Annotated in this window: 14 protein-coding genes; 9 read left to right on the top strand and 5 right to left on the bottom strand. The window is 74.4% G+C overall.

Annotation, left to right across the window (positions count from 1 at the left end):
- Positions 1-34 precede the first annotated feature (34 nt).
- On the top strand, positions 35-598 hold the full coding sequence (locus ACY0MR_RS07840; protein WP_473559950.1) for a GNAT family N-acetyltransferase: 564 nt from the start codon (positions 35-37) through the stop codon (positions 596-598).
- 234 nt (positions 599-832) lie between these two features.
- Positions 833-2,389: an NCS1 family nucleobase:cation symporter-1 gene (locus ACY0MR_RS07835; protein ID WP_473559948.1), complete on the top strand. Its 1,557-nt coding sequence runs from the start codon at positions 833-835 to the stop codon at positions 2,387-2,389.
- Here ACY0MR_RS07835 and ACY0MR_RS07830 read toward each other — a convergent pair.
- On the bottom strand, positions 2,343-3,155 hold the full coding sequence (locus ACY0MR_RS07830; RefSeq protein ID WP_404077838.1) for a serine protease: 813 nt from the start codon (positions 3,153-3,155) through the stop codon (positions 2,343-2,345). The two genes, ACY0MR_RS07835 and ACY0MR_RS07830, sit on opposite strands and share 47 nt — an antisense overlap.
- A 220-nt stretch (positions 3,156-3,375) precedes the next feature.
- Positions 3,376-4,452, bottom strand: a complete 1,077-nt coding sequence (locus tag ACY0MR_RS07825; protein WP_473559945.1) for a lipoate--protein ligase family protein — start codon at positions 4,450-4,452, stop codon at positions 3,376-3,378.
- A gap of 112 nt (positions 4,453-4,564) precedes the next feature.
- On the opposite strand from ACY0MR_RS07825, the gene ACY0MR_RS07820 reads away from it, so the two are divergent.
- From ACY0MR_RS07820 to ACY0MR_RS07800, 5 genes are all read left to right on the top strand, one after another.
- Entirely contained in the window at positions 4,565-5,401 is an 837-nt protein-coding gene (locus ACY0MR_RS07820) for an inositol monophosphatase family protein (protein ID WP_404077844.1), read from the top strand.
- A 72-nt stretch (positions 5,402-5,473) separates the two neighbouring features.
- Positions 5,474-6,901, top strand: coding sequence for a phytoene desaturase family protein (locus ACY0MR_RS07815; protein ID WP_404079039.1), 1,428 nt, complete (start codon positions 5,474-5,476; stop codon positions 6,899-6,901).
- A gap of 9 nt (positions 6,902-6,910) precedes the next feature.
- Positions 6,911-7,531: an L-threonylcarbamoyladenylate synthase gene (locus ACY0MR_RS07810; protein ID WP_361857791.1), complete on the top strand. Its 621-nt coding sequence runs from the start codon at positions 6,911-6,913 to the stop codon at positions 7,529-7,531.
- Positions 7,532-7,752: 221 nt separating this feature from the next.
- On the top strand, positions 7,753-9,237 hold the full coding sequence (locus ACY0MR_RS07805) for an AlkA N-terminal domain-containing protein (protein WP_392864091.1): 1,485 nt from the start codon (positions 7,753-7,755) through the stop codon (positions 9,235-9,237).
- A 5-nt stretch (positions 9,238-9,242) separates the two neighbouring features.
- Positions 9,243-9,746 (top strand): methylated-DNA--[protein]-cysteine S-methyltransferase, encoded by a 504-nt coding sequence (locus ACY0MR_RS07800; RefSeq protein ID WP_388796054.1) that lies wholly within the window; start codon positions 9,243-9,245, stop codon positions 9,744-9,746.
- Between the two features lie 27 nt (positions 9,747-9,773).
- On the opposite strand, the gene ACY0MR_RS07795 is transcribed toward ACY0MR_RS07800, so the two are convergent.
- Complete coding sequence (locus ACY0MR_RS07795; RefSeq protein WP_473559942.1) at positions 9,774-10,493, bottom strand: SIR2 family NAD-dependent protein deacylase; 720 nt, start codon at positions 10,491-10,493, stop codon at positions 9,774-9,776.
- Between the two features lie 63 nt (positions 10,494-10,556).
- Here ACY0MR_RS07795 and ACY0MR_RS07790 point away from each other — a divergent pair, with 63 nt between their 5' ends.
- A complete protein-coding gene (locus tag ACY0MR_RS07790; RefSeq protein ID WP_361863429.1) occupies positions 10,557-10,760 on the top strand; it encodes a type II toxin-antitoxin system VapB family antitoxin in 204 nt (67 codons plus the stop codon).
- A 132-nt stretch (positions 10,761-10,892) separates the two neighbouring features.
- On the opposite strand, the gene ACY0MR_RS07785 is transcribed toward ACY0MR_RS07790, so the two are convergent.
- Positions 10,893-12,566 carry a BCCT family transporter gene (locus ACY0MR_RS07785; protein ID WP_404077858.1) on the bottom strand — a complete coding sequence of 558 codons (1,674 nt, stop codon included), beginning with the start codon at positions 12,564-12,566 and terminating at the stop codon, positions 10,893-10,895.
- A 111-nt stretch (positions 12,567-12,677) separates the two neighbouring features.
- On the opposite strand from ACY0MR_RS07785, the gene ACY0MR_RS07780 reads away from it, so the two are divergent.
- Positions 12,678-13,829 (top strand): glycerate kinase, encoded by a 1,152-nt coding sequence (locus ACY0MR_RS07780; RefSeq protein WP_404077861.1) that lies wholly within the window; start codon positions 12,678-12,680, stop codon positions 13,827-13,829.
- 421 nt (positions 13,830-14,250) lie between these two features.
- Here ACY0MR_RS07780 and ACY0MR_RS07775 read toward each other — a convergent pair whose 3' ends face one another.
- Positions 14,251-15,450: a PucR family transcriptional regulator gene (locus ACY0MR_RS07775; RefSeq protein WP_361849664.1), complete on the bottom strand. Its 1,200-nt coding sequence runs from the start codon at positions 15,448-15,450 to the stop codon at positions 14,251-14,253.
- Between the last annotated feature and the right edge of the window lie 133 nt (positions 15,451-15,583).

Raw genomic sequence — 15,583 nt, 5'->3', positions numbered from 1 at the left:
CCCGAGGCCGCCGGTCGCCGACTACGATCCACCGATGACCACCACCGACCCGCTCACGGCCCCCGCGACACCGACCGCGCCCGCCCTCCGACTCCGCCCCTGGCACGCCGACGACCTGGCGGAGCTGGTGGAGGCCCACCGCGATCCGGCCCTGCGCCGCTGGGCGACCGCGCCGCTGGGGACCGAGCACGACGGGAAGGCGTGGCTGCGGGCCCAGGAGGAGGCACGCGCGGCGGGCACCCGCTTCGCGTTCGCCGTCGTCGAGGCCCCGTTCGGCACGGAGCCGCGGAGCCTGGCGGGCGGGGTCGTGCTCAAGCGGGCCGCGCCCGGCCGGCCGACGGCCGAGGTCGGCTACTGGACGGCGGCACGGGCCCGCGGGCGGGGCGTGGCCCCCCGGGCCCTGGAGGCCCTCACCGCCTGGGCGTTCGACACCTTCCGGACCGTGGGCCTGGAGCGCCTGGAACTCCTGCACCAGGTCGACAACACCGCCTCCTGCCGCGTCGCGGAGAAGAGCGGATACGCGTTCGCCCGGATCCTGCCGGCCTCGCCCCCGGCCTTCCCGCTCGACGGCCACCTGCACACGCGCGGCCGGCCGTAGGGACGGTCCCGCCGATCGGACCGGACGGGCGAGGCCCGAGCGGCACCCCCCCGTGTCCCGCGGGGCCCGTGTGCGACGCGGGGTCTACCCGCGTCGCACCACGAGTGGAACAATCGGGCCCCGGCCCCGAGGCGGCGAGCGGTCCCCGACGGAACCGCTCCGGCACGGCAGCCCACGCCCGCCCCCGGGCCACACCTCGTTCCGTCCTCCCCGCCGAACGAAGGGTTCCCCCGTATGACCGCAACCGTCCCCCCGGGAAGACCCGCGGGACATACGCCCCCCGGCCCCACCGCCCCCGGCGACCGCGTCGAACTCGCCCCCGGCGCCGCACCCGCCGACCCCCGCTTCGTCAACGAGGACCTGCTCCCCGTCCCCGTCGCCCAACGCCGCTGGACCACCTACAACTTCGCCGCCCTCTGGGTCGGCATGGCCCACAACATCCCGTCCTGGATGCTCGCCTCCGGCCTCGTCGCCCTCGGCATGGACTGGAAGCAGGCGGTGCTCACCATCGCCCTGGCCAACGTCGTCGTCCTGCTGCCGATGCTGCTCACCGGACACGCCGGACCCAAGTACGGCATCCCCTTCCCCGTCCTCGCCCGCGCCTCCTTCGGCCTGCGCGGGGCGAACCTGCCCGCCCTGGTCCGCGCCGCGGTCGCCTGCGCCTGGTTCGGCATCCAGACCTGGATCGGCGGTCAGGGCATCTTCGTCCTCCTCGACAAGGCCTTCGGCGGAGGCTGGGCGGACGCGTCGCGGATCGGCGGCCTGCCCTGGACCCTCTGGCTCTGCTTCGTCCTCTTCTGGGCCCTCGAACTCGCCCTCATCTACCGGGGGATGGAGGCGCTGCGGCGCTTCGAGAACTGGGCCGCGCCGTTCGTCATCGTCGGTGCGCTCGTCCTCCTCGGCTGGATCGCGTACAAGGCCGGCGGCCTCGGACCGCTGCTCGACCAGCCGTCGAAGCTGGGCTGGGGCGCCGACTTCTGGCCCGTCTTCTTCCCCGCCCTCATGGGCATGATCGCCTTCTGGGCGACCCTCAGCCTCAACATCCCCGACTTCACCCGCTTCGGCGCGGGCCAGCGCTCCCAGGTCCTCGGCCAGTCCCTCGGACTGCCCACCACCATGACCCTGTTCGCGCTGCTCTCGGTGCTCGTCACCTCGGGCTCCCAGGCCGTGTACGGGGCTCCCGTCTGGGACCCGGTCGCCCTCGCGGCGAAGACCGACAACGTCTTCGGCCTGCTCTTCGCCCTGGTGACGGTGCTGGTGGCGACGCTCTCCGTGAACATCGCGGCGAACGTCGTCTCCCCGGCGTACGACCTGGCCAACCTCGCCCCGAAGCACATCGACTTCCGCAGGGGCGCGCTGATCACCGGCGTCGTCGGCGTGGTCATCATGCCGTGGAAGCTCACCGCCACCCCCGAGCTCTACATCTTCACCTGGCTCGGCCTGGTCGGCGGCCTCCTCGGCACGGTCGCGGGCATCCTGATCGCCGACTACTGGCTCGTCCGCCGCACCGTCCTCGACCTCGCCGGCCTCTACCGGGCCGACGGACCCTACTGGTACCGCGGCGGCTGGAACCCCGCGGCGGTGCTCGCCTTCGCGGTCGGCGGCGTCCTGGCCGTCGGCGGCTCCCACTCCGCCCCGGGCACCGGACCCTTCCCCGAGGACGGCCTGATCCCCTTCCTGAGACCGCTGTCCGACTACGGCTGGGCCGTCGGCCTCGCCGCCTCCCTGCTCCTCTACACCGCCCTCATGCGGCGCCGGCCGGCCGGCCGGTCACCTGCTCGATCCAGCTGAGGTAGGACCGCACCCGGGTGTTCACGGCGGGCGTGTCGGTGGCGCACTCCCTGCCGTAGGACACCAGGCCGACGACGTACGGCCGCCCCCGGACCAGCCGGACCAGGGGGCCGCCGGAGTCGTACTGGCAGGTGTCCCGTCCCGGCGCGTACGTGCAGAGCTGGGTGGGGGCCACCTGGGTCATGCCCCGGCTTGCGCAGGCCTCGTTGCTCAACGCCGTGAGGGACACGGTCCGCAGCACGTCGGAGGTGCGGCCGCCGAAGGAGGTGGTGCCCCAGCCCGGCGCGTCGACCCGCGCGCCGTCCGTCCCGCCGGGCGCGGACGGTCCCGGCAGCTCGATCGGGCGGACGTCGCGGTTGAGGGCGAGCGGTCGGGCGAGCTCGACCAGGGCGAGGTCGTTCCGCTGGGTGCCCGGGTCGTAGTCCGGGTGCGGGACGAAGCGGGCGGGCCGGGCGAGGACCGCGTGGGGGCTGTCCGCGTCGGTCGTCAGGTCGTGGTCGCCGAGCAGCACCCCCACCCGCGCGGGATCGCCGTACGAGCCCGTCAGGCAGTGGGCGGCGGTGAGGACGTACCGGTCGCCGATCAGCGCCCCGCCGCACATGACGCGCCGCTCCAGGACGTCCACCAGCCCCGCCATGAAGGGGTACTGGTGCGGCCGCGCCTCCTGCCCGCCGACCACCGCCCCCGCCGGCGGCGCCACCCCGAGCGGACCCACCGCGAGCAGCGCGCCCGCCACCGCCGCCAGCAACCTCTTCGCCCGTGCCACCTGATCTCCGTACGCTCGACGACGCGATCCCGGGCCGGGGGAGTGAGGAGACGTTTCCGCACGCCCGCCGCACGGCGTTCCGACCCGCACGGGCTCAACGACGGGGACCGTACGGGGTCACCCGGGGCCGGGGCCGGACCGGTGACGCCACGCCGCCCGGCAGCACTGGCCACGGCACCCGGGCGCGCCGGCTGCGTCGCCCGCCGCCCGGCTGCGCCGACTACGGCACCCGCGCGGTCCACTCCTCGGTGCTGAACTTCGTCCGCACCAGTTCCTCCGCCCGGACCAGCTCCTCCTCGGTGACCTCCCCGGTGGTCAGCCCGTAGCGGTCACGGAAGGAGGCGATCATGTTCTCGATCACCTGCTCGCGGGCGAAGCCGGTCTGCCGACGCAGCGGGTCGACGCGCTTCTTGGCGCTCCTGGTGCCCTTGTCGGACATCTTCTCCCTGCCGATGCGCAGGACCTCCAGCATCTTGTCGGCGTCGATGTCGTACGACATCGTCACGTGGTGCAGGACGGCCCCGGGCCGGCCGTCCGGGCCGACCACCCGCTTCTGCGCGGCGCCCGCGATCTTGCCCGCGTCCGTGGCGATGTCGTTGAGCGGCTGGTACCAGGCCTTGATCCCCATGTCGCCGAGCGCGCCCAGGACCCAGTCGTCGAGGTAGGCGTAGCTGTCGGCGAAGGAGAGGCCCGACACCAGGGACTCCGGCACGGACAGGGAGTAGGTGATCGTGCTCATGGGTTCCACGAACATGGCGCCGCCACCGGAGATGCGACGCACCACGGTCATCCCGTGCTTCGCCGCCCCGTCGGGGTCCACCTCGTTCCGCAGCGACTGGAAGCTGCCGATCACGACGGCGGGCGAGGCCCACTCCCAGACCCGCAAGGTGGGCGCCCGCCGCCCGGCGGCGACCTCGGTGGTCAGCACCTCGTCCAGCGCCATGTGGAGGGCGGGGGACTGAGGCCCGGTGTGCACCAGTTGCCAGTCGTAGTCGGTCCAGTCCGTCGCGTGGGCCAGCGCCCGGCGGACCGCGATGCCGATTCCCTCCGCGGTCAGCCCGAACATCACGGTCGACTCGGGCAGGGCCGCGGTGATCCGGGCCGCCAGGTCCGTGGCGTCGGCGGAGGAAGGAGCGCCTTCCAGGGCGCTGTTGATCGCGAGGATGGCCTCGTCCGGTTCGAGGAAGAAGTCGCCCGCGACCCGCACGTTCCGCAGGACCCCGTCCTCGGCGTCGAGGTCGACGACCACGAGCTTTCCGCCCGGGACCTTGTACTCACCGTGGTACGCGCCGTGCACGGAACCCTCCCAGCATGTAAGGGGTGAACTCGGCCAAAGGGTACCTCCAGGGGAAACGGAGGGTGACGAATCGTACGGTTCGGTTGTCAGCGCCCCGTGCTTAGCTGGAGCCATGAGTGAAGAGTTCCTTGACCTCGTCCTGGCCGGCCGTACGACCGACGTGGAGGAGGCCGTCCGCAAGGCCGCCGCCGCCGAGATCATGCCGCGCTTCCGGCAGCTCGCCGCCGACGACATCGTCGAGAAGAACGGCCCGCACGACCTGGTCACCGTCGCCGACCGGGCCGCCGAAGCCCACCTCACGCAGTCCCTGACCGCCCTGCTCCCCGGCTCGGTGGTGGTCGGCGAGGAGGCGGTCCACGCCGACCCCGCCGTCTACGACGCCCTGCAGGGCGACGCCCCCGTCTGGATCGTCGACCCCGTCGACGGCACCCGCCAGTTCGTCCACGGCGACCCCGCGTTCTGCACCCTCGTCGCCCTCGCCCGGCACGGCGAGGTGCTCGCCTCCTGGACGTACGCACCCGCCCTCGACCAGTTCGCCGTAGCCGTGCGCGGCCGCGGCGCCACCCTCGACGGGCAGCCGCTGCGCTCCGGTTCGCCCCGGCCGGGCGAGGTCCTGGAGGTCGCCACCTCGCACCCGGACTACACCACACCGGAGCAGAAGCGCGCCCTCCTCGGCCTGGTCGCCGAGGGCGTCGCGCCCCGGCCGTGCGGCTCCGCGGGACTGGAGTACCTGGCCGTCGCGCGCGGGGCGCTGGCCGGCACCGCGTTCGGCTGGGAGTACGCCTGGGACCACGCGGCCGGACTGCTCCTGGTGACCGAGGCGGGCGGGGCGCACACCACCCTGGCCGGTGAACCCTTCCGCATCACCGGCGGCAACGCGCTGCCGTTCACCGCGGCCCGCGACGCGGCGACCGCCGAGCGGATCCGCAGCCTCCTCGGGGGGCGGTGAGGTCCGCGGGACCACCGTCCTATCCTGGGAGCCCTGGCCATCGGCTGACGAAGGAGTCCGAAGGTGCCGAAGGTGACGTCGATGCTCGATGCCGTCGTCGTGGGGGCGGGGCCCAACGGACTCACCGCCGCCGTCGAGTTGGCCCGCCGCGGCTTCTCCGTGGCCGTCTTCGAGGCGAAGGCCACCGTCGGCGGGGGAGCCAGGACCGAGGAGCTCACCCTCCCCGGCTTCCGCCACGACCCCTGCTCCGCGGTGCACCCCCTGGGGGCCGGCTCCCCGGTCTTCAAGACGATGCCCCTCAAGCGGTACGGACTCGAGTGGCTGCACCCCGAACTGCCCATGGCGCACCCGTGGGACGACGGCACCGCCGCCGTGCTCGCCCGCTCGGTCGCCGAGACCGCGGCCTCCCTCGGACCGCGCGACGCGGGCACGTACCGCAGGCTCGTCGCCCCCTACGCAGGCAAGTGGGACACCCTCGCACGGGACTTCATGCAGCTGCCGCTCACCGCGCTGCCCCGCGACCCGGTCACGCTGGCCCGCTTCGGCCTGACCGGGCTGCCGCCGGCCTCCTGGCTGATGCGCCGGTTCCAGGACGAGAAGGCGAAGGCGCTGTTCGCCGGGCTCGTCGCCCATGTCATCGCCCCGCTCGGCGGCTTCGCCACCGGCGCCGTCGGCCTGGTCTTCGCGCTCGCCGCCCACGCCGGCGGCTGGCCCGTGCCCCGGGGCGGCTCGCAGTCCCTCTCCGACGCCCTCACCGCCTACCTCCGGGACCTCGGGGGAGCCGTGCACACCGACTTCGAGGTCAAGCGGCTCGACGACCTGCCACCGGCCCGCGCCTACGTCTTCGACACCTCGCCCACGGCCCTCGCCCGGATCGCCGGCTTCGGCAACCACTTCGACCACTACCGGTACGGCGCCGCGGCCTTCAAGATCGACTACGCCCTCGACGGACCCGTCCCGTGGACCGCCGAGGCGGCCCGACGCGCCGGCACCGTCCAGATCGGCCCCACCGCGGGCGAGATCGACACCGCCCTGCGCCAGGCCTCCGGCGGCACCGCGCCCGACACCCCCTTCCTCATCACCGCCCAGCCCGGGGTCGTCGACCCCGGCCGCGCCCCCGCGGGCAAGCAGGTCTTCTGGGCCTACGGCCACGTGCCCCACGGCTGGCAGGGCGACCTCACCGACGCGATCGAGCGCCAGATCGAGCGCTTCGCCCCCGGCTTCCGCGACCTCGTCCTGGCCCGCGCCACCGCCGGACCGCCCCAACTCGCCCAGCGCAACGCCAACTACGTCGGCGGGGACATCGCCTGCGGCGCCGCCCGCGGACTCCAACTCCTGCTCCGCCCCACGCTCTCCCTCCGCCCCTACGCCACCCCGCACCCGGCGGTCTTCCTCTGCTCCTCCGCCACCCCGCCCGGACCCGGTGTGCACGGCATGTCCGGCCACAACGCGGCGAAGGCCGTCTGGCGCCTGCTGCGCGCCTCCGCCCGGGAAAATTAGACTGCCCGCATGGCGAAGTACTTCGACGTGCACCCCGACAACCCCCAGCCGCGCACCATCGGCACGGTGGCCGACAGCATCCGGAACGGTGCGCTCGTCGCGTACCCGACCGACTCCTGCTACGCGCTGGGAACCCGACTCGGAAGCCGGGACGGCATCAGCCGCATCCGGACGATCCGCGACCTCGACGACCGGCACCACTTCACGCTCATGTGCCAGAACTTCGCCCAGCTGGGCCAGCTCGTGCACATCGACAACGACGTCTTCCGCGCGGTCAAGGCGGCCACCCCCGGCCCCTACACCTTCATCATGCCCGCGACGAAGGAGGTCCCCCGCGCCCTGCTCCACCCCAAGAAGAAGACGGTCGGCGTCCGCATCCCCGACCACGTCGTCACCCAGGCCCTCCTCGCCGAGCTCGGCGAGCCGCTGCTCTCCAGCACCCTGCTGCTCCCCGACGAGGCGGAGCCGCTGACCCAGGGCTGGGAGATCAAGGAGCGGCTCGACCACCTGGTCGACGCGGTCCTGGACTCCGGCGACTGCGGCACCGAGCCCACCACCGTCATCGACTTCTCCGGCGGGGAGCCCGAGATCCTGCGCCGCGGCGCAGGCGACACCTCCCGCTTCGAGTAGGTTCGCGTAGGTCCACGCAGGAACGGAGGGCCCGCCGCCGTCCCGGGCGGAGACGGCGGACCCACCACCGGCCGGTCGGCGCCCCGGCCCGGAGCCCGCCGCCGCGGCACGGGCCACCCGGAGCGGCCGGCGACCGACCCGACGGGCCGGAGCACGGGCGCCCTGACGTCCATGTCGTTTTCTCGCCAGCCCGGGCGGCCCCCGTCACGGATCCTGGACCCATGCACACCGACACCGAGCGCTGCGTCCGGGCCGTCCAGTCGAAGGACGCCCGCTTCGACGGCGTGTTCTTCACCGCCGTCCGCACCACCCGGATCTACTGCCGGCCCAGCTGCCCGGTCGTCCCGCCCAAGCCCGAGAACATGGAGTTCCACGCCAGCGCCGCCTCCTGCCAACGCGCCGGGTTCCGGGCCTGCAAGCGCTGCCGGCCCGACACCAGCCCCGGCTCGCCCGAGTGGAACGTCCGCGCCGACGCCGTCGCCCGCGCCGTGCGCCTCATCCAGGACGGCGTCGTCGACCGGGAGGGCGTCCCCGGCCTCGCCCGCCGCCTCGGCTGGTCCACCCGCCAGATCGAGCGCCAGCTCCTCGCCGAGCTCGGCGCGGGACCGCTCGCCCTGGCCCGCGCCCAGCGCGCCCAGACCGCCCGGGTCCTCATCGAGACGACCCCGATGCCGCTCGGCGAGATCGCCTTCGCCGCCGGCTTCTCCTCGATCCGCACCTTCAACGACACCGTCCGCGAGGTCTTCGCCCTCACCCCCGGCGAGCTCCGCGCCCGCGCCGCCCGCCCTGCCGCCGACCGGACTCCCACCCCCGGGGTGATCAGCCTCCGGCTGCCGTTCCGCACCCCGCTGGAACCCTCCAACCTCTTCGGCCACCTCGCCGCGACCGCCGTCCCCGGCGTCGAGGAGTGGCGCGACGGCGCCTACCGCAGGACCCTCGCCCTCCCGTACGGGCACGGCATCGCCGCCCTCGCGCCCCGCCCCGACCACATCGCCTGCCGGCTCTCCCTCACCGACCCCCGCGACCTCACCCACGCCATCAGCCGCTGCCGCCGGCTCCTCGACCTCGACGCCGACCCCGTCGCCGTCGACGAGCGGCTCCGCGCCGACCCGCTGTTCGCGCCGCTCGTCGACGCCGCACCCGGCCGCCGGGTGCCCGGCACCGTCGACCCCGCCGAGTTCGCCGTCCGGGCCGTCCTCGGCCAGCAGGTCTCCACGGCCGCCGCCCGCACCCACGCCGCCCGCCTCGTCACCGCCCACGGCACGCCCGTCGACGACCCCGAGGGCGGACTCACCCACCTCTTCCCGAGCCCCGAGGCCCTGGCCGCCCTCGACCCGGAGAGCCTGGCCCTGCCCCGCAGCCGCCGCACCACCCTCCTCACCCTGGTCCGCGCGCTCGCCGACGGCTCGCTCACCCTCGGCCCCGCGGACGACCGCGAGGAGGCCCGCGCCCGGCTGCTCGCCCTGCCCGGCTTCGGCCCCTGGACCACCGAGATCATCGCCATGCGCGCCCTCGGCGACCCCGACGCCTTCCTCCCGGGCGACCTCGGCGTCCGCCGCGCCGCCGAGGGACTCGGCCTGCCCGGCACCCCGGCCGCGCTCACCGCCCGCGCGGCACACTGGCGCCCCTGGCGCGCCTACGCCGTCCAGTACCTCTGGGCGACCGACGACCACCCGATCAACCACCTGCCCAGCGAAGGACACTGACCGCCATGGCCCCCCTCGTCCGGCACACCGTCGTGGACAGCCCCTACGATCCGCTGACCCTCGTCGCCGTCGACGGCGTCCTCAGCCGCCTCCACATGACGGGGCAGCGCCACCGGCCCCCGGAGGAGACCTTCGGCGCACCCGACCCACGCCCCTTCCGGGAGGCGATCCGCCAGCTCGACGCCTACTTCGCCGGCGAGCTGACCGAGTTCGACCTGCCCCTGCACCTGGTCGGCACCGACTTCCAGCTCCGGGTCTGGGCCGAGCTGCGCCGCATCCCGTACGGCGAGACGCGCACCTACGGCGAACTCGCCGAGCGACTCGGCAACCCGGGCGCCTCCCGGGCCGTGGGCCTCGCCAACGGCAAGAACCCCGTCGGCGTCATCGTCCCCTGCCACCGGGTGATCGGCGCGGGCGGCGGCCTCACCGGCTACGGCGGCGGGCTCGACCGCAAGCAGCGCCTGCTCGCCTTCGAGTCGGGTGCGGCGGAACCCGAGGCCCTCTTCTGAGACCCGTCCTCCGCACCCACCCGGCGGCTACCGGAGCCGGTCGAGCAGCGCGGGCAGCGCCGTGCCGATCGGTTCGCGGACGACCTCGTCGGCCAGCGGGTCGTACGGGGTGGCCTCGGCGTTCACGATGATCAGCCGGGCACCGTGCTCGGCCGCGATCCCCGCGAGGGACGCGGCGGGCTGCACCTGGAGGCTGCTGCCGACCGCGACGAACACCTCGGCGGCCTTCGCGATCGACATGGCGTCGCCCAGCACCACCGGATCGAGCCGCTGCCCGAACATCACCGTCGCCGACTTCAGGATCCCGCCGCACGCCCGGCACGCCGGATCGGGCTCACCGGCCCGCACCCGGTCCAGCGCCTCCGCCATCGACGACCGGGCGTGGCACCCCGTGCACACCACCGACCGGGCCGAGCCGTGGAGTTCGAGCACCTTCCGCTCGGGCACCCCGGCGGCCTGGTGCAGACCGTCCACGTTCTGCGTGATCACCCGGAGCGCGTGGCCGCTGGTCCGCTCGTACGCCGCGACGGCGTGGTGCGCCGCGTTCGGCTCGGCGCTCAGGGCCGGACCGTCCAGCCGCATGCGCCACGAGCGGCGGCGGACCTCCGGATCGGCCATGTACGGCCCGTAGGTCACGAGCCGCTCGGCCTCCGGGTCCTGCCGCCAGAGCCCCTTCGGCCCCCGGTAGTCGGGGATCCCCGAGTCCGTCGAGACGCCTGCTCCGCTGAGAATCGCGACCATGGTCATGCGGCGACCCTAGACAGCGGGATCCCGCCCCGCGAACGGGTTTCCGGATGCTAGGTTCCCGCCATGGCCCAGGTGAACATCGCGCTCGACGCCGAACTCGTCGTGGAAGTCATGGTCCTGGCGGGAATCGGCAACCCCCAGGACGCCGTCGAGGCCGTCGTGCGCGACTACATCGCCCGCGGCCACCGCACCGAGGCCCGCGCCGTCAGCCGCGACGAGCCCCACCGCACCGGCGAGATCGTCCCGCCGGAGCCCCAGCAGGGCTGACCGCCGGCCCCGGGCGGCTCCCCGCCCCGGGCGGCTTCCCGCCCCGGGCAGCTCCCCGGCCCCTTCCCGTCTCCGGCACCCTCCGGCCCCCGGCACCTCCCCGCCCCGGCCCGCCCGGACGCGCCGGCCGGCTCAGGTCCCGTCCCCGGGCCGCTCGGGGCTCGTCCCGGCCCCGCCGGAGCGGCCCGGTCGGCCGCCGCCCCGCTCCGTCATCGCCTCGCCGACCAGGGTCCGCACCGCGTCCCGCAGTCCGTGCAGCGCGTGGTGCCGGGCCGGCCCGGCACCGGGGTCCTCGCGCAGCTCCCTCAGGAGCGCCCAGCAGAGCACCAGCATCACCACCACGAACGGCAGCGCCACCAGGATCGTCGCCGTCTGCAGCGAGTTCAGGCCCCCCACCACGAGCAGCACCGCCGCCACGGCCGCCATCAGCACACCCCAGGCCACCACCAGCCAGGTCGGCGGGTTCAGCGCGCCCCGGCTCGTCAGCGAACCCATGACGAGCGAGGCCGAGTCCGCGCTGGTGATGAAGTACGTCATCACCAGGACCATCGCGACGACCGAGGTGACCGTGCCGACCGGCAACGCCTCCAGCATCGCGAACAGCGAGGCCTCCGCCCCGTCCTTCATCGTCGTCGCCAGGTCCGCGGCGCCCGTCGACTCCAGCCGGATCGCCGTGCCGCCCATCACGCAGAACCAGACCACCGTCGCCCCGGAGGGCACGAGCAGCACTCCCACCAGGAACTCGCGGATCGTGCGGCCGCGCGAGATCCGGGCGATGAAGGTGCCGACGAACGGCGCCCAGGACAGCCACCACGCCCAGTAGAAGATCGTCCACGCCCCGAGCCAGGACCGGTCGGTGAACGCGCCCGTGCGGCTCGCCATCGGCAGCAGCTCGTGCAGGTAGCCGCCGACCGACGCGGGGATGGTGTCCAGGATGTAGACGGTCGGCCCCAGCAGGAAGACGAACAGCATCAGGCAGCCCGCGAGCACGATGTTGATCGTGGACAGCCACTTCACGCCCTTGTGGAGGCCCGAGAAGGCCGACAGGACGAAGGCCCCGGAGAGCGAGACGATGATGATCAGCTGGGTGGCGGTGGAGTCCTCGACGCCCATCGTGAGGTTCAGCCCCTCGGAGACCTGGAGGGCGCCCAGCCCCAGGCTCGTCGCGGTGCCGAACACCGTCGCGAACACCGCCAGCAGGTCGATCGCCCGGCCCTGCCAGGCAGCGGCCCTGCGGGCCCCGATCAGCGGGACGAACGCCGAGCTCAGCCGGTTTCCGCGGCCCTTCCGGAAGCCCGCGTAGGCCAGGGCGAGCCCGGCGATCCCGTAGATCGCCCACGGCGTCAGCGTCCAGTGGAAGAACGAGTACTCCAGCGCCGTACGCGCGGCCGGCCCGGTCCCCGCCGGGACGCCGCTCGCCGGGGGAGGGCTCAGGAAGTGCGTGAGCGGCTCCCCAACCCCGTAGAACATCAGGCCGATGCCCATGCCCGCGCTGAACATCATCGCGACCCACGCCAGGTTCGTGAACTCGGGCTCCGAGTCGTCCGCACCCAGCCGGATCCGGCCGAAGCGGCTCAGCGCGATCACCACGCACAGCACCAGGAAGGTGTCCGCGGCCACCACGAACAGCCAGGCGAAGTTGTCCAGCACCCACCGCAGCGCCGAGGACGAGGCACGGTCGAAGGAGTCCTCGCCGAGAGCCGCCCAGGCGACGACGGCCACCACCGCCGCCATCCCGATCCCGATGACGCTGCCGTCGGGCGTGTGCTGCTCCTGAGGCGCCCGTTCGCGCGGTTCCGTACCCATGTGACCCCACTATGGTGCGAAATATCAGTCGATCCGGGGGTGGCACGCCGTCCGGCGGTACGGATAGGGTCGGCTCGGCGCGACTGCACGTTCGAAAGCAAGGGATGCAAGGTGACGGACGGGGCAGCAACTCAGGTCGCTCACGTGCTCGTGGCGGCCGACAAGTTCAAGGGCTCGCTCACGGCCGTGCAGGTCGCGGAGCGGGTCACAGCAGGACTGCGACGGGTCGTCCCGGAGCTCACGGTGGAGACCCTGCCCGTCGCGGACGGCGGCGACGGCACCGTCGCGGCGGCCGTCGCGGCCGGGTTCGAACGCCGCGAGGTCCGGGTGACGGGTCCGCTCGGCGAACCGGTCACCGCCGCGTTCGCGCTGCGCGACACCACCGCGGTCGTCGAGATGGCCGAGGCCTCCGGCCTCCAGCTCCTCCCGGACGGCGTGTTCGCCCCGCTGACCGCGACCACGTACGGCTCCGGCGAACTGCTCCGCGCGGCGCTCGACGCCGGCGCGACCACCCTCGTCTTCGGTGTCGGCGGCAGCGCCACCACCGACGGCGGCGCCGGCATGCTCGCCGCCCTCGGCGCCCGCTTCCTCGACGCGTCCGGCGCGCCCGTGGGCCCCGGCGGCGCGGCCCTCGCGGACCTCGCCACGGCCGACCTCACCGGCCTCGACCCGCGCTTCGCCTCGGTCGACCTCATCCTCGCGAGCGACGTCGACAACCCGCTCACCGGGCCCAAGGGCGCCCCCGCGGTCTACGGCCCCCAGAAGGGCGCCTCGCCCGAGGACGTCCGGACCCTGGACGCGGCCCTCGCCCACTTCGCCACCGTCCTGGAGAAGGCCGTCGGCCCGAAGGCGGCCGAGGCGGCCGTCGCCCCGGGCGCGGGCGGCGCAGGCGGCATCGGCTACGGCGCGCTCATCCTCGGCGCGAGCTTCCGGCCCGGCATCGAGCTGATGCTGGAGGTCCTCGGCTTCGCGCCCGCCCTGGAGCGCGCCACCCTGGTCATCACCGGCGAGGGCTCCCTCGACGAGCAGACCCTGCACGGCAAGGCCCCGGCGGGTGTCGCGGCGGCGGCGCGAGCGGCGGGCAAGGAGGTCGTCGCGGTCTGCGGCCGCCTGGCGCTGTCCGGAGAGGCCCTCGGCAAGGCGGGCATCCGCCGGGCGTACCCGCTGACGGCGCTGGAGCCGGACCCGGCGAAGTCCATGGCCAACGCGGGCCCGCTCCTCGAAGAAGCATCGGCGAACATCGCCCGCGACTTCCTGAAGTAACCCGCGCGTCGCCCCAGGCACCGCCTACACGACGGGCGGTGCCCATCCACCACGGCCGGCCCGTCGCCGCGGGTATCCGTTCCGCCGGGAAGCTGCCCACCCCGGGCCGCCTGCCGGCCCCCCCGTTGTGGGGGCATCTGTTCCGCTGGGGCGGAACGGGTGGGCACAACGGAACGGCGCCCGTTGCCGGGCCTAGGCTTCCGCGCCTGTACCCGCACCCCGGGTGAGGCGCGCTTGGGGTGCGGGTCAGGGCACAAGGGGCTGAGGCGCCGCCAAGGGCGCCGTCCCGTGTGCCCACCCGTCCCGCCCCAGCGGGACGATGGCCCACACGGGGGGCGGGTGGCGGGTTGCCGCCCGCGCGGCCACAGCTGGCCGCACAGGGGGTCGCAGGCCCAGCCCCCGCGCTGAGCGTGTCGGGGCCCTACCCCGCCGACGTCAACCGGAACGCGTCCAGCGCCAGCGTCATCTCCGTGAGGTCCCGCGGCCGGGACAGCGACCTGGCCGTCAGCTGCTCCAGCCGCCGCAACCGGTTGAAGACCGTGTTCCGGTGGCAGTACAGCCGGCCCGCGGCCCGCCCCGCCGACCCCTCGCACTCCAGCCACGCGTCCAGCGTCTCCAGGAGCACCGCCCGGTCCGCCGGGTCCAGTTCGAGCAGGCCGCCCAGCACGTCCGAGACCAGCAGGCGCGCCACCTCCGGCTGGCCCACCACCAGCGCGCCCGCCATCCGCCGGTCGAGCCGGACGATCTCACGGCTCCCCGGCGGACACGTCCGCAGCGCCAGCTCGGCGAGCCGCCGCGCCCGGCCCAGCTCGGTCAGGCCCACCACCACCGGACTGATCCCACCGGGACCGGGGCACCGCCCGTCGAGCAGCTCCGACAGCGCGTCCAGACCGGTGTCCCCGGCGAGCGCCACCACCCCCAGCTCGCCGTCCGCGCCCATCCGCCACAGGAACCGCACGCCCTCGCCCTGCACCTGCCGGTGGAACGGCTCCCGCTCCTCGCGCCGGTCGTAGCGGAGCACCACCACCGCGTACCGCCCCTGCTCCGGCAGGTCCAGGCCGGCCGCCGCCCGCGCCACCAGCTCGGGCGAGCTCCGGCCCTGGAGGAGCGCGTCGAGGAGGGCCTGGAGCTGCTCGTCCGTCCGGCGGCGCAGTTCGAGCTCCGTCGTCCGGTACGCCTCGGACGCCGTGTCCGCCTGCGCGTCCACCGCCGACCACACCGTCGTCGCCGACTGCATCAGCGCCGCCAGCTGCCCCGTGTCCGATCCCGCGCCCTCGATCAGCGCGTCCCAGACCAGATGCCCGGCGTGCCGGTAGGCGTGCACGACCAGTTCGAGCGGCATGCCCTGCGCGGCCCGCCGCCGGCCCATCGCGTCCGCGTGCTCCAGGTCCCGCCGGGGCGAGTTCCGGGGTGCCGAGATCATCTCGATCCCGATGCGTATCGCCTCCTCCGCCTCCTGCCAGTGCCGGTCGTACGGGAGGATCCGCCCGTAGGCGGGCTCGTACGCGTGGAGTTCCCTCAGATGCTCGTCCACCAGCTCCGGCACCCGCTCGAGAAGCGCCGTGCACGCCTGCGCGAGCACCTTCCAGTCGTCGCCGGTCCGCCGTCTGCGCCGTCCCATGCCCGGAGGATCCACTGCCCGGACCCCCCGCGCACAGCCCTGACGCGCAGCGTTGTGCGCATGCACAGCCCTTCGGCGCGCCCGCTGGTCACCGGCAGCGATTCGGCCGCGGGCCGTGGACGCGCGGTCCGGC

It is taken from the genome of Streptomyces sp. JN8 (assembly GCF_055808075.1).
The sequence above is the reverse complement of the archived record's forward strand: the minus strand, read 5'-3'. Positions and strand labels throughout refer to the sequence as shown.

Excerpts from the sequence above, each read along its gene's own strand:
- ACY0MR_RS07840 (WP_473559950.1), top strand. The coding sequence starts at position 35 with ATGACCACCACCGACCCGCTCACGGCCCCCGCGACACCGACCGCGCCC.
- ACY0MR_RS07835 (WP_473559948.1), top strand. The coding sequence starts at position 833 with ATGACCGCAACCGTCCCCCCGGGAAGACCCGCGGGACATACGCCCCCC.
- ACY0MR_RS07820 (WP_404077844.1), top strand. The coding sequence starts at position 4,565 with ATGAGTGAAGAGTTCCTTGACCTCGTCCTGGCCGGCCGTACGACCGAC.
- ACY0MR_RS07810 (WP_361857791.1), top strand. The coding sequence starts at position 6,911 with ATGGCGAAGTACTTCGACGTGCACCCCGACAACCCCCAGCCGCGCACC.
- ACY0MR_RS07805 (WP_392864091.1), top strand. The coding sequence starts at position 7,753 with ATGCACACCGACACCGAGCGCTGCGTCCGGGCCGTCCAGTCGAAGGAC.
- ACY0MR_RS07800 (WP_388796054.1), top strand. The coding sequence starts at position 9,243 with ATGGCCCCCCTCGTCCGGCACACCGTCGTGGACAGCCCCTACGATCCG.
- ACY0MR_RS07795 (WP_473559942.1), bottom strand. The coding sequence starts at position 10,493 with ATGACCATGGTCGCGATTCTCAGCGGAGCAGGCGTCTCGACGGACTCG.
- ACY0MR_RS07790 (WP_361863429.1), top strand. The coding sequence starts at position 10,557 with ATGGCCCAGGTGAACATCGCGCTCGACGCCGAACTCGTCGTGGAAGTC.
- ACY0MR_RS07785 (WP_404077858.1), bottom strand. The coding sequence starts at position 12,566 with ATGGGTACGGAACCGCGCGAACGGGCGCCTCAGGAGCAGCACACGCCC.
- ACY0MR_RS07775 (WP_361849664.1), bottom strand. The coding sequence starts at position 15,450 with ATGGGACGGCGCAGACGGCGGACCGGCGACGACTGGAAGGTGCTCGCG.